Here is a 13,956-nt window from a genome sequence, read left to right as displayed (position 1 = left end):
CTCCTGCAGAAAGTGCGTTTTACCCCAGCTGTCCCTGCAGCTCCATCACGTCGACGGTGCGCTCCGGGTTGAGCGGGTCGATCAGGGTTTTGGCATCTTTATAAACGCGCGGGGTTTTGTAGAGCATCGCCACCGCTTTCACATGGCTGGGGCAGACATAACGGTCCGGCATTTCCTGTTGCAGCCAGGCGCGCACTTTCGGTGCCTGGTCCGAGCCCATTTTCGGGAACAGGTGATGCTCCACATGGTGGCTGAAGTGGAAGTGCAACGGGTCGATCCAGCGCCAGGCGCGCACGCTCATGGAGTTATCCACCGGGTGGTTGTTGTCCATCTGTGGGCGCAGCATGTGGTTGGTGAGAATGTAGCTTTGCCCGATGAAGTTGATGATCGCCATGGGAATCAGCACGGTAAAGACCGCCAGCGGGCCGGACAGGATGGCCAGGGCAATCCACGCCGCCATGCACAGGTACGACTGGCGAATGGCCTTGGTGCGGTTGAATCCCTTGAACTCCTCACGCTTGCGGGTCTGCATGCGCAGCACCAGCTGGGCATGGAACATGAAGGAATAGAACAGGAACAGGTAGCTGTACCAGGTACGTCCACCGGGGGCGAGCTTGGTGAAGTTGGCGGTGCCGGGGTGCTTTTCGTAGCGCACCAGGGTGCCGAACGAATCCGGGTCCTTGTCGCCCAGATTGGTGTGCGCGTGGTGGGCCACGTTGTGCCAGCGGCGCCAGAATTCCGGCGGCACCAGCGCCGGCCCGAAGCCGATCCAGCCCAGCAGGTCCTGCATCTTGCGGCTCATGCCCAGCGCGCCGTGCAGCACTTCATGGGCCAGCAGGGCCTGGCAGGCCAGGGTGTGCCCCGCCAACAGACTCAGCAGCAGATTGCCCCACCAGGGCAGGTCGAGCATCAGGATGGCGGTCAGACTGGCCACGATGATGCTGGTCATGGGGATGAACCACAGGGCGCGACGGGGGCGGGCGCGGAAGGTGTCCGGCCCCAGATCCTTTTTCACGGCATCACGGATAGCGCGGGCGTCGTCGGCGCCAAACTGGCGGCTGTAGCTGGCTTGGTTGCTGTTCATCTTCGGTCCTTGGTGCGAGCACCGGCAGGGAATCTTGATGCTGCGCATTTTGGTGAACAGTCGTATTCAGGCGAAGTGCAGGGCTGGACAGTATTCGGTCATTTTCGGACAGGGGTAGAAGTAGCGTATAGTAGAGGGCATGAGTCGCGAACGCTTCATACAACTGGACCCCGGCACTGGCCGTTCACCGGTTCCCGTCAACTACGTACGGAACCTGGTGGAGCTGATTGCGGACGTGGGTGTGGACACCCGCCGCCTGCTCAATCGCGTTGGCCTGAACGAAGCCGAGGTGTACAACCCGGAGCCGGCACTGCGCTTTGAGCAGTTCCGCCGGGTGATGGTGGGCGCCCGCGAGATGACCGGCAACCCGGCGCTGGGCCTGACTCTGGGCCAGCAGCTGACACTGACGGCGCACGGCCTGCTGGGCTATGCGGCGATCAGCAGTGCGGATCTGGGCGATGCCCTGCGCTTGCTGGAGCGCTATTTCCGCACCCGCACCCGTTTGTGTGTCCCGCGTATTGAGCCCACGGATGCCGGGGTGCGTTTCTGCCTGATCGAAAGCGTACCGCTGGGCGACATCCGTGAGACGTATCTGGAAGTGGTGGTGGCCGCCGTGGTTGGCGGGATTCGCTACCTGCTGGGCGACCGGTTCCGGGGCGCGGTACTGGAGCTGCCGTATCCGGCGCCGGCCCATGCGGAGCGGTATCACCAGCTTCTGGACATGCCCGTGGAGTTCGATGCCGACGTCGCCGCGCTGCGTCTGCCGTCGCGCTTGCTGGACGAGCCCTTCACCCTGTCGGATCCGGCCTCCCGGCAGATGGCCGCGCAGAAGTGCGAAGAAGAGCTGCAGCGCCTGGAGGCAGACCAGGATTGGGCCAGCCGGGTGCGCGCCCGTCTGATGCAGGCCGAAGGCATGCTGCCCAGCCTGGAACAGCTGGCCAGTAACTTCCATGTGACCTCCCGGACCCTGCGCCGGTACCTGAACGCCCTGGGTGTCAGTTATCGCTCGCTGCTGGAAGAAGTCCGCATGACCAAGGCCATGGGCTACCTGCAGGCCAACATCACCGTGCAACAGGTGGCCATGCGGTTGGGCTATGCCGACCCCAGCAACTTCGCCCGAGCCTTCCGTAAGTGGACCGGTCATCCGCCGAGCCATTTCCAGCCCTGATTCGTATCTCCACGCACTACACAGAGACGGCTGTGGAAAACCGTTTTCCTTTGTGGGCCGTTTTGTCCTGTGGGAGCGGTGGCCCCACCGCGATCTTTTCCAATGTGTGGGTATCGCGGTCGAACGACCGCTGCCACGGTGGTTGACGCGCAGAGAGTCTCATCTGGCAATCACTCGCCCATAACGCTAGTGTGGCCCGTCCACCCTCGTGAATAACAACGACCATGAGCAATCACGAACCCGTCCTGCTGGTCTCCCGACACAATCATCCCATTGGCAGTTGCCAGCGCGGGCGCATGCAGCGTCAGCGGTTGATGCATCGTGCCTCTTATGTGGTGGTGCAGGATCTGGCCGGGCGCATCTGTGTGCAGCAACGGTCGGCAGACAAGCACTTTTACCCAGGCGGCTGGGATCTTGCTGCGGGTGGGGTGATGCGTCCGGATGAATCCGTGGCCCGCGGGCTCAGCCGGGAATTGCATGAAGAGCTGGGTGTGCGCCGCCAATTTTCCCGTTGGCAATGGTTCTGGTTCGCCAATCCGCACCATCAGGTCTGGGGTGCGCTGGCGTCGGTAACGGTCTGTCAGCAGGCGGTGTCCCTGAGTGACGAAGTGGTTGACGTGAAGTGGATGTCAGCCAGTCAGGCACTGGCCCTGCCGGAGGCAACGCCGGATACCCGCCATGCCCTTTCCTTGCTGTTGTCATCGACCTTCTGAGCGTTTTCGTCCTTGTGATCCACGGTGCCGCTGGGTAGCGTTTCCCCCTCTAGCAGGAAAGAGTTGAGAGCGTTATGACCCAGCGATTCAGTGTGGCCGGCAAACGAATTTTGATTACCGGTGCCTCCAGTGGTTTTGGTGCCCGCTTTGCCGTTGCCCTGGCAGAGGAAGGGGCGGATGTGGTGCTGGCGGCCCGTCGAGTGGAAAAGCTCGAGCAGACCGCAGAGGCGGTGCGCAAGCTTGGCCGTGAGGCCACGGTGGTGGCCATGGACGTGAGTGATCACGCCAGTGTGGGTGCCGCCTTCGACAGCATGCCGCCAGTGGATGTGGTGGTGAATAACGCGGGCATTTCCCACGAAGGCCCCACTGACAGTCTCACCGAAGAAGAGTGGGATGCGGTAGTGGACACCAACCTGAAAGGGGTCTGGGCGGTCTCCAAGTTTGCGATCCAGAAATGGAAGCAGGATCAGCGTCCTGGCAGTCTGGTCAACATTGCCTCGATTCTGGGGTTGCGTGTGGGTGGCCGTGTTGCGGCATACACCGCATCGAAGGCGGCGGTGGTGCAGCTGACCAAATCCCTGGCACTGGATTTTGCCCGCTACAACATTCGTTGTAACGCCATTTGCCCCGGCTATGTCGAAACCGATATCAACAAGGATTTCTTCGATAGCCCGCAGGCAGAAAAAATGCTCAAGCGCATCCCCTATCGCCGTCTCGGACAAATCGATGAACTGGTCGGCCCGCTGCTGTTGCTGGCATCGGATGCGTCTTCCTACATGACGGGTGCCATCATCGCCGTGGATGGCGGGCACCTCTGCAATACGCTGTAAACAGCGTTTCACTGAATTCACCGAGGACAGATCATGGATTTCTCCCTGAGCCCGGAAATCGAAAACCTGCGTCAGAAAGTGGCGGCGTTTGTTGAAGCGGAAATCATGCCGCTGGAAAGCGACAAGGCGAACTACGACGAGCACGAAAACTTCAAGGAAAGCGTGGTCGACGCACTGCGCGACAAAGCCAAGGCCCAGGGCCTGTGGGGTTTCCAGTTGCCCAAGGAACGTGGTGGTCAGGACGTGGGTGTGGCCGGCATGGCCGTGCTGTATGAAGAAGCGGCACGCAGTCCGTTTGGCCCGGTGGTGTTCAACTGCGCGCCGCCGGATGACGGCACCATGATTCTGCTCAACAAGATTCTCAATGACGAACAAAAAGCGCGTTGGTTGCAGCCGTTGATCGACGGCAAGGTGCGTTCCGCATTTGCCATGACCGAGCCCGATGGCGGTTGCGGTTCTGACCCGTCACTGACCTATACCACCGCCACCAAAGACGGTGACAACTGGGTTATCAATGGCCGCAAATGGTTTATTACCGGTGCCGAAGGGGCGCAGACCTTTATCCTGATCGCCAAGACCAGCGACGATCCGCGCAAGGGTTTGACGGCGTTCCTGTTCGATGCCGACCAGCCCGGTTGGGAAGTGGTACGTCGTATCCCGATCATGGGTCCGGAAGAGCACGGTGGTCACTGTGAACTGAAATTCGATGGGCTGGTGATTCCGGACGAAAACCGCCTGCTGGAAGTGGGCGACGGTCTCAAGGTTACCCAGATCCGTCTGGGCACGGCCCGTCTTACCCACTGCATGCGTTGGCTGGGTCTGGCCAAGCGCTGCATGGAAGAAGCGGCAGGCTATGTGGAAAACCGCATGAGCTTCGGCACCACGCTGGCCGAGCACGAAGGCGTGCAGTGGATGCTCGGTGATGTGGCCAAGGAAATCGAAGTGGGCCGTCTGCTGACCATGCAGGCTGCCTGGATGCTGGATCAGGGTGACTTCGCCAAGAAAGAAATTTCCATGGCCAAGATCCACGTGGCCGATACTCTGCACAAGGCCGCGGATACCGCCATTCAGCTGTGCGGTGCTCGCGGTTACTCCAAGGATACCCTGCTGGAGTGGATCTACCGCTATGCCCGTCAGGCCCGTTTGGTAGACGGCGCCAGCGAGGTGCACAAGATGGTGCTGTCCCGTTTCTATCTGAAAGAGAAACGCGGTTTCTTCAAGTGGGGCGTGTAGCGCTGCTTCGCAGCGGCAATACGTGAGACGCAACACGCTTCACGCACCACGGATCATGCAAAACTAAAAAGCCCTGCATTTGCGGGGCTTTTTTAGTGCCAGAATCGTGAGTGCCGCTCAAACGATTATTGTAGGAGTTCCGCTTGAGAAACGAACCGTGCGAAGCACGGAATCGGCAGAGGGCGATCAGAGATATACGGGTTCGTTAGGTATGTACTGAAAACACCCTTCGTTCGCCTCGCTGTGCCCGGTTGGCGTCTCAAGCGACGCACCTAAAGAGCGCCAGATTTTTTTTGATTGGTGTTACCCGTTGGTCGCCCGGCGCAATGTTCGAGCCGGGGTTTCGCCGAACCGCGCGCGGTAGGCGCGGGAGAAATTGCTGACGTGGCTGTAGCCGATTTTTTCGCTGACTTCCTTCACCGATAGCTCGCCACCTTCCAGCCAGCGATTGGCGGCGGTCATTCTTTCGTTGCGCACATATTCGGCACAACTGAGGTGAAACTTTTGCCGGAAAAGTTGATCCAGACGACTCTCCGTCATGCCCCCCTGGCTAGCCAGGGGGGCGATGGAAAGGTCATCGTGAAGATGGTTTTCGATGTGGTTGATGATATCCGTCAGCGCCTGCTTTTCCCAGACAATAATGCGATCTTCATTAAAGTCATCATCACAGAATAGCTCGATGATTTCTGCCAGAAACAGGTTGGCAATACCTTCCAGTTTCAGCATGCGGGCAGTGCCGCGGGCGTTGTGATCAAACAGGTTTCCGCCCAGTTGCCGTAAACGGCTGCTGGGGGAAAACGACTGGCCAATCTGAATCTCGCCAAAATTTTCGTCGCGAAAAAGCGATAGCTTTTCCGGTAGTTCGCCACCGAAGCGCTCCAGCAAGGGCGCAAGCGTGGATGCCACGCCCACATGGCGAATCAGTTGCCCCTTGAACAACCGGAAGCGGCTGCCTGATGGATCCACACGCATCAGCAAGGCGGAATCGTTGCTCAGGCTGAAGGTGTTGCCATTGGGGTAACTCAATTCAGAATGGCCTTGCAGGTGCATGGCGGAGCCGATCCAGGGCTCACTGAAACTGTTCTGTACCTGCACATGGCAGTCATCCAGGGCTTCGTATTCCATGCGGTACAGCACCATGCCGCTGGCAAACTGCAGCCGCTCCATGCGTCCGCGAATGCCGGGCAGATCAAAGGTCTGGCCACCATTCATATGGGCTACCACCAGGCTGGATGGCGTTTCGTTGTTGTTTTGATTTTCCATAATGAAAATGGCCTGAAGGCACTAAAAAGAATGAAAGCCCCGGGAAAATGATAAAACCCCGGAAAATGACATAGGCAGCAAGTGGTTCTCACTCAAGCCGATCTCTACCCTACAACGCAGAAGCAAAAAAATCATGTCGGGGTAGGTCATGTCTTTTTTTAATCGACGTCACCATGGTGGCGAGTCTCACGCTGTTCGCGCAGAAATACTGTGTGCTTTCGGGACGGCGCTGGCGTTCTTGTTGCTGCTGCCGGGAGCAGCAAGCGCGGCGGCGGATGGTACCGATGGCAGTGGGCATGACGGTGTGACCGGTGGGCAGGGGCAGGATGGCAGTGACGGCGGGCCGTTTGATGATGGGGGCAACGGTGGCGATGGTGCCAGTCTTGTTTACTCGGACGCTCCTGCCTATGAAGCGTCGACCACAACCGGTATTGACGCGGACATAACGGATCTGACCTCCCTGGCGGGTATCAATAATGGTGACCAACTCCGCGTCACGGTGAATGGTGTTGTTACCAATATCACCATCAATACGGGCGATAAACTGATTGATCTGGCCGCAGCCATTGACCAGATCATCACCCCCTTTGAGATGAGCGCCAGTGTGACTGAAAGCGGGTCGGGCGGTGACCAGCTAATCATCGAGGGCGCGCAGAACTTCCTGGATCTGCAGATTACCAATATCACGGGCACGCCAATTTCGGCCACGGGGATTAATTTTGTGAACCTGCCTGGTTCCTTGGGGGATGCCTCGCGCCCCTTTAGCCATGGTGGTGACGGCGGTGATGGCGGCGCTGGTTCTGTCCTCAGTCCAGGGGATTACTACTTCACCTTTGATACCTCGGGCGGTGATGGCGGGGCGGGCGGTTTCTCGGATTACTTTTACGGTAATGGCGGTAACGGCGGCAATGGCGGGGCCGGATTGCATATCACCTCTGCGGGGGATCGCTTCACCCTGTTCAACGGTGCGGAATTTCTTGGCGGTAACGGTGGCGACGGCGGCGCGGGCGGTGCAGAGGGCATTGGCGGCGATGGCGGAGACGGCGGCGCAGGCATTCAGGCCGACGCGAGTGCCGAAATCACCATCAGTGCCGGTGCGCGGGTTGTAGGCGGGGATGGGGGCCAGGGCGGAACCGGTGGCTCTCCGGGCACCCATGGTATCGGCGGATACGGTATCACCGGGGCCGATCTGGATATGACCCTGGCGGGGGCCGTGAACCCCGGGGCCAACCAGTCCACCGCCATTCACTTTGCCGGTGGCTACAACCGCCTGACCCTGGAAAGCGGTTACAGCTTGGGTGGCAATGTGCTGGCCGATGGCAGCATTGATGTGCTGGCGCTGGGCGGGGATGATGATGGCACCTTCGATACGAGTGTTGTGGGAGTTACCTTTCAGGGTTTTGAAGGGTACGAAAAAACCGGTGTCAGCAACTGGACGCTGACAGGCGCAAGCGCTCAGGACTGGTGGGTGCGGGAAGGAACACTGAGTGGTGAGCTGAGCACTCTTGGTGGTGATATCCGCAACGATGCGCATTTACGAGTGATGGATTCTCTGGGAGTATCAGATTATTACGGCCAGATCAGTGGCAGTGGCGATGTGTCCTGGCAGGGAGGGCCGATCTTCGTCCGCAACCCGCAGACTTACACCGGGCTTACTCTTATCCTGAATGGCATGGTGAACGTGTTTTCGGCCAATACCTTTGCCGGTGACATCCTTCTGGATGCTGTCTCAGCATTAACCTACTTCTACAACAGTACGGGCCAGTATGACGGCAGGATTTCGGGTGGCGGAGACGTCAACCTGTTTGACAGCCGCATCATCTGGACGGCGGATCATGACTTTACGGGGACGACCTATATCTCTGGAAGCACTGACAAGTTGTTTCAGCTGACACTGGGAAACGGGGGGAATACGGGATCTATCATTGGGGACGTGGTCTTCAATGGTTCAGCAGCCAGTAACCTCATCATCGATCGGGGTAACGACTATCACTACGATGGCGTGATCTCCGGCAACGGCAATCTCTTCAAATTCGGTGACGGCAATTTTTATCTGTCGGCAAACCATGCCATTAACGGCGAGGGCCGTGTCTACGAAGGCGGGATGTACGTAAACGGTGCCATGAATGGCCTGATGATGTCTGTCCGCAATGGCGGCCTGCTGGGCGGTAATGGTTCGCTGGGCAATACCACCGTACTGTCAGGCGGTACTCTGGCACCGGGGGATGGTCTGGGTGCGCTCACTATCAACGGTAATCTGACCCTGGAACAGGGCAGTTTGCTGGATTTCCAGTTCGGTGCGCCAAGCGGTGATTTCTCCACGCCGGGTTCCAGTGACAGTGTCTCCGTGAACGGTGATCTGGCCATCAATGGCACGACGCTGACGCTCAACGATGCTGGCAGTTTCGGCCCGGGGTTGTATCGCCTGTTTGATTACACCGGCACGCTTTCCGAAAGCAACGGCGGCCTGCAACTGGCCAACCCGGACTCATCACTCACCCTGCAATACCTGTCCGGCCCCGGGCAGATCAATCTGCTCAACACCGGCGACATGACGCTGAATTTCTGGAATGCCAACGGCTTGGCAAGCGGCACCACCCAGGGCGGAGGCAACGGCACCTGGACGGCCAGTAACTCTGTCTGGGCCGATGCCACTGGCACCGTCACCGGCCCCATGATCCCCAGCCCGGGTTTTGCCATCTTTGCGGGGGATGCCGGCACGGTAACGGTGTCCGACGCGGATGGCGCGGTGCAAGCGCAAGGGATTCAGTTCGCCAGCGATGGTTACCACGTAGAGGGTGACGGCCTCACGCTGACTGGTGCGGGCGGTGAAATTCGTGTTGGCGATGGCAGTGCGGCCAGTAGTGGCTACGAAGCCTCTATCAGCAGTGTAATCAGTGGCAGCAACGGCTTGATGAAAACCGGAGAAGGCACGCTGGTATTGGGGGGCAGCAACGACTATGTCGGAGACACCGTTATCACTGCCGGCACCCTGCGTACTGTGCAGCATGACGCGTTGGGGGATGCCAGTAACCGCCTTGTTCTGGACGGTGGTGCGTTCCATGTAGAGGGGGCAGCAATGACCAGCCTCTTCAATCGTTATCAACTGGCACTGGGCAGCCAGGGCGGCACCCTCGTGATGTATCAGGATGCGACTATCCGCAGCGACCTGAGCGGTACCGGGGCGCTAATCGTGAAGGGCCCCAACACCCTGGACCTGGAAGGCAGCAATGACTTCTCCGGCGGCCTAATGATTGCCGGCGGCATTGTGCAGGGTGAGGTCAGCGCATTGGGCTCCGGTTTCATCGAGAATAACGCTTATCTTGCGCTGCTAGATGCCGGGCAAGCCGAGCTGGGCAATGACCTGTCCGGCTCCGGCTTGATCAATATGGGCGGCGGGGGCGAGGTTCGACTGACCGGTAATAATGCGCTGTTCAGCGGCGATTTCCGTCTACTTAATGGCGCCTTGATCGGTGACGCGAATGCCTTTGGCAGCGCCACCATCGAGAACCAGTCTCGACTGGTGCTGGATCAAGCGGCGGACGGTATTTTTGACAACACCCTGTCCGGTAGCGGCGACCTGGAAAAAACCGGCAGTGGAGCCGTGAGTTTGGAGCAGGATGCGGTTGCCTTCAGCGGCAATACCGTCATTCAGCAGGGGCGCGTCAACGCCAACAGCAACTGGAGCAATAGTACCTTTACTGTAGAAAACAACGCCGTGCTCGGCGGTACCGGCCAGGTGGGGGATACCACCATTGAGTCCGGTGGTACGTTGGCCGCAGGCAACTCCATTGGCACCTTGAACATCAACGGTGACCTGACTTTCAACAGTGGCAGTCAGTTGGCACTGGAAGTGGATCCGGCCAGCATCAACAGCGACCGGATCGAGGTCAGCGGCCAGGCCAATCTGGCAGGCTCGGTGCTGCATGTGGGCAACGACGGCACCTACCAGCCTTTTAGCACCTATACCTTTCTCAACGCTGCCGGTGGCATCAACGGCCAGTTCGATGGTGTTACGTCTAACTATGCCTTCCTGAACCCGGTATTGAGCTACGGCAGCAATACCGCGTCGCTGGAATTGCTGCGCAATGATCTGTCGTTTGCCAGCGCCGCACTGACTGAAAACCAGCGTGCGGTAGCCTTGAATGTGGATGGCATGCCCATTACCCACAGTCTCTATCGGAAGGTCTTGCAGATGAGCAAAACGCAGGCGGCTGATGCGTTCCAGGCATTCAGTGGTGACAGTTTGCTGGCGGGTTTAACGGCTGGGCAGCAACTGCAGCAACGATTCGCCATCGGCATGCGTCAGCGTGGCCGAAATGCCGGTGGTCATTCCGGCGGCGGCATGGACACACGCTTGTCACGAAAACTGCAGGCGCTGGCGGCGCCTTCCAATCCTTATGCGCAGGCCGCCGCAGCCAGTTCGGTAAACCAGACCGCGAGTGCTGGTGCAGTGGGCAAGCGTAACGGTGTCTGGGTGCAGGCCCAATCCTCCCGTTTTGAAGAGGATAGCCAGGAAGATATCGGCAATGCAGCCTATGCTTTCCGGGGAGACCAGCTAGCACTGGGTGTCGATCATCAGTGGGATCACTGGCTGCTAGGTGTTGCAGCGGGAAGTGCGGATGGCACGCTGGATTACGACAATCGTCAGGCCGATGGTGATGTGTCCTCGTGGTTTGCTGGCCTGTATGGCCGCTGGAGCAGTGCGGGGGCCTGGTTCCTGCGCGGCGATCTGAGTTATGGCAGCAGCGATGTGTCCCAGCAGCGCATGGTATTGGGCGCACCAGCGGAATCCGATAGCAGCGTGAAGGCCCTGCGGGTGGCGCTGGAATCCGGTTGGGACCTGGCCTGGGGGGAAAATGGTTTGCATCCCTATGCGATGGTTTCCATGACCCGTATCGAGCGGGACGGCTTTCGCGAAACCGGCGGCGGCATCGCCGGCCTGACTGTGGACGACAGTGAGCTAAACAGTGGCGAAGCCTGGCTGGGGGCGGACCTGTCACGCGCCTTTGTGGTGGGGGGCGACTGGCTGGTGGCAGAAGGCGGGTTGGCGGTGGTGCAACCCTTTGGCGATACCCAGGCCGAACAGACTGCTCGCTTTGCCGGCGCGCAGCAGGGCTTCACCGTGTACGGCGCCGACCAGGACGATACCCAGCTGGCCGCCAATGCCGGTGCCGAATGGTTTATGACGGCGGATTTTTCCCTCTGGCTGGGGTATCGAGGGCGCTTTGGTGGAGACACCGAAAGCCACGGTGGCCTGCTCAGCGCCAACCTGACCTGGTAAGGAATTAACCATGAGAAAAAGCAACGTGTTGGCGGCTGTGGCCAGCTGTGCCGCTCTGGTTCTGGGGGGCTGTGCGGGCAAGGCGCCTGACGATCCCTGGCCGGGGTATCGCACCGACGGAAAGGGTCAGTTGTTGAAAACCGCCGACGGCCATTGTTGGCGGACGGCGGACTGGACGGAAGACAAGGCGGTGCCAGCATGTGATGTGGCTATCACAGGGGAGCCGGTTGTGGCAGTGGAGGGTGAAGCGTCAAGCCGCGACGCAGTCGCAGAGAATGTCGCACCGGCGCCTGTGCGGGTGACCTTTGCGTTTGACTCAGCGGTGCTGGGCGAGGCAGCCCGGATCGCGCTGAAAGCCTGGTACCAGGCGGTGGCCAAGCTTGAAGGGGAGGTGGTGGTGACGGTGAATGGCTACAGTGACCCGTTGGGGCCTGCCGGTTATAACCGGAACCTCGCTGAACAGCGTGCGCGAGCGGTAGCTCGCTGGTGGGAAGAACAAGGTGACAGTACTGCTGCTCTGCAGGTCGAGGGTCACGGCGAGGATGCGGGCGTTTCGGGGCTGCATTGCCAGTCGGTACCGGCTGATGAGATGAGAGCCTGCTATCAGCAAGATCGACGGGTCGAGTTGCGTATTCAATAAGACCGAAATCCGTTAGCCCTGCTGCACGTTCTGCCGATAGCTTAATGCTTCGCGCAGGTGATCGCGTTCCACCTCTGCGCTGCCGGCCAGATCGGCAATGGTGCGCGCCACTCTGGCGCTGCGGTGCAGGGCGCGGGCGGAAAGGCCAAGGCGGTTCATGACGCCTGCCAGCCAGTCGCGATGAGGCCGCAGCATCGGGTCCAGTTTGTCGCTGCGCAGCTCCCGGTTGAGGCATTGCTGGCGCTGCCATTGGCGTTGCCAGGCGAGGCGTACCCGACTTGCGACCTGCTCACTGGTTTCGCCTTCCCGGTCGCCCAGCAATTCTTTGGCATTGACGGCCGGAACATCCAGATGAAGATCAATTCTGTCCAGCAACGGCCCGGACAATTTCCCCTGGTAACGTTTGGCTTTTTCACAGCGATAACCGCAGCTTTTGTCCGGGTCGCCGAGGTACCCGCAGGGACAGGGGTTCATGGCGGCAATGAGCTGAAAGCGGGCGGGGAAAGTGAGCTGCTGGGCGGCACGGGCAATGCTGACTTCGCCGGTCTCCAATGGCTCTCGCATGACCTCCAGCACCTTTCTGTCAAACTCGGGTAACTCATCGAGAAACAGAATACCGTGATGGGCAAGGGAGATTTCGCCCGGTCGCGGGTAGCTGCCGCCACCGACCAGGGCGGTGGCCGATGAGGTGTGGTGGGGTGCCCGGTAGGGCCGCTGGTAAAACTGTTGGCTGCTGCGGGGTTGTTTCAGTGAGTGGATGGCGGCCACTTCCAGGGCCTGTCGGGTGCGCATGGGAGGCATCAGGCCGGGCAGGCGGGAGGCCAGCATGCTTTTGCCTGCACCAGGCGGCCCGCACAATAACAGCGAGTGGCCACCCGCGGCAGCAATTTCCAGTACCCGTTTAGCCGTTTGTTGCCCGCGAATTTCGGACAGGCAGCCTCCTTCGTTCCGTTGCTGGGAGGGAGGCTGACAGGGATGGGGTTCCAGGGGCTGCTGGCCGGTCAGGTGGGCCGCAATACGGGCGAGTTGGCTGGCAGCCAGAGTGGGGGTGCCGGGCAGGCTGGCTTCTTCGGCATTATCGGCAGCGACGATCAGGCTGCGATCTTCCGCCAGGCAGGCCAGCGAGGAAGGCAGCATGCCGGATACCGGGTTGAGCTGACCGTTGAGGGATAACTCACCAATGAATTCATAGCGGTCGGTAGCGACGGTACCCAGCTGGCCGCTGGCCACCAGAATGCCAAGGGCAATGGCCAGGTCAAAGCGGCCGCCATCCTTGGGCAGGTCGGCAGGGGCCAGGCTGACGGTAATGCGCCGTTGGGGAAAGTCGAAGCCACTGTTGACCAGCGCGGACCGTACACGGTCGCGGCTCTCGCGCACGGCCGTGTCGCCCATGCCGACAATGGTGAAGGCCGGCAGGCCCGGAGCAAGGTGGGTTTCCACGCGCACTTCGTGGGCATCAATGCCCACCGGGGCGCGGCTGTAGAGCAAGGCGTGGGTCACACGTTCTTCCGGTCATTGAGACAGGACGCAGTGTAGAAGTCGGTGGGCAATAACGCTGTGCGCGTTCACCGTCAAACGCTGTAAGACGCTGGATCGTAACGCGTAAGAAATGGCGTATCGCGGAGTGGCGGGATTTCATGAACCCTTGCTGGTGATGAGGACCAATCCGGTATGGGGCGTACCCACAGAGATGCCTGTGTTGTCTCGGTGATCTCTGTGCCCTCGGTGGTGACCCTGATAT

At 59.9% G+C, this 13,956-nt stretch carries 9 protein-coding genes; 6 read left to right on the top strand and 3 right to left on the bottom strand.

The features are described from left to right. Positions 1-19 precede the first annotated feature (19 nt). Positions 20-1,084, bottom strand: a complete 1,065-nt coding sequence (locus tag Q672_RS26405; protein ID WP_022985488.1) for a fatty acid desaturase family protein — start codon at positions 1,082-1,084, stop codon at positions 20-22. Positions 1,085-1,223: 139 nt separating this feature from the next. Here Q672_RS26405 and Q672_RS26400 point away from each other — a divergent pair, with 139 nt between their 5' ends. From Q672_RS26400 to Q672_RS26385, 4 genes are all read left to right on the top strand, one after another. Further along, on the top strand, positions 1,224-2,252 hold the full coding sequence (locus tag Q672_RS26400) for an AraC family transcriptional regulator (protein WP_022985487.1): 1,029 nt from the start codon (positions 1,224-1,226) through the stop codon (positions 2,250-2,252). A gap of 224 nt (positions 2,253-2,476) precedes the next feature. Continuing rightward, positions 2,477-2,965 carry an NUDIX hydrolase gene (locus Q672_RS26395; RefSeq protein WP_022985486.1) on the top strand — a complete coding sequence of 163 codons (489 nt, stop codon included), beginning with the start codon at positions 2,477-2,479 and terminating at the stop codon, positions 2,963-2,965. A gap of 74 nt (positions 2,966-3,039) precedes the next feature. Further along, positions 3,040-3,795 (top strand): SDR family NAD(P)-dependent oxidoreductase, encoded by a 756-nt coding sequence (locus tag Q672_RS26390; protein WP_022985485.1) that lies wholly within the window; start codon positions 3,040-3,042, stop codon positions 3,793-3,795. A 33-nt stretch (positions 3,796-3,828) separates the two neighbouring features. Next, entirely contained in the window at positions 3,829-5,028 is a 1,200-nt protein-coding gene (locus tag Q672_RS26385) for an acyl-CoA dehydrogenase family protein (RefSeq protein WP_022985484.1), read from the top strand. A 303-nt stretch (positions 5,029-5,331) separates the two neighbouring features. Here Q672_RS26385 and Q672_RS26380 read toward each other — a convergent pair whose 3' ends face one another. Next, entirely contained in the window at positions 5,332-6,291 is a 960-nt protein-coding gene (locus tag Q672_RS26380; protein ID WP_022985483.1) for a helix-turn-helix transcriptional regulator, read from the bottom strand. A gap of 148 nt (positions 6,292-6,439) precedes the next feature. Here Q672_RS26380 and Q672_RS26375 point away from each other — a divergent pair, with 148 nt between their 5' ends. Both Q672_RS26375 and Q672_RS26370 read left to right on the top strand, forming a co-directional pair. Further along, positions 6,440-11,575 carry an autotransporter outer membrane beta-barrel domain-containing protein gene (locus Q672_RS26375; protein WP_152521829.1) on the top strand — a complete coding sequence of 1,712 codons (5,136 nt, stop codon included), beginning with the start codon at positions 6,440-6,442 and terminating at the stop codon, positions 11,573-11,575. 10 nt (positions 11,576-11,585) lie between these two features. Beyond that, complete coding sequence (locus Q672_RS26370) at positions 11,586-12,215, top strand: OmpA family protein (protein ID WP_022985481.1); 630 nt, start codon at positions 11,586-11,588, stop codon at positions 12,213-12,215. Between the two features lie 12 nt (positions 12,216-12,227). Here Q672_RS26370 and Q672_RS26365 read toward each other — a convergent pair whose 3' ends face one another. After that, positions 12,228-13,715 carry a YifB family Mg chelatase-like AAA ATPase gene (locus Q672_RS26365; RefSeq protein ID WP_022985480.1) on the bottom strand — a complete coding sequence of 496 codons (1,488 nt, stop codon included), beginning with the start codon at positions 13,713-13,715 and terminating at the stop codon, positions 12,228-12,230. Positions 13,716-13,956 lie beyond the last annotated feature (241 nt).

Origin of the sequence: Alcanivorax sp. P2S70 (assembly GCF_000475295.1) — a bacterium.
Lineage (GTDB): Bacteria > Pseudomonadota > Gammaproteobacteria > Pseudomonadales > Alcanivoracaceae > Alcanivorax > Alcanivorax profundi.
This window is presented reverse-complemented; position numbering and strand designations above follow the sequence as displayed.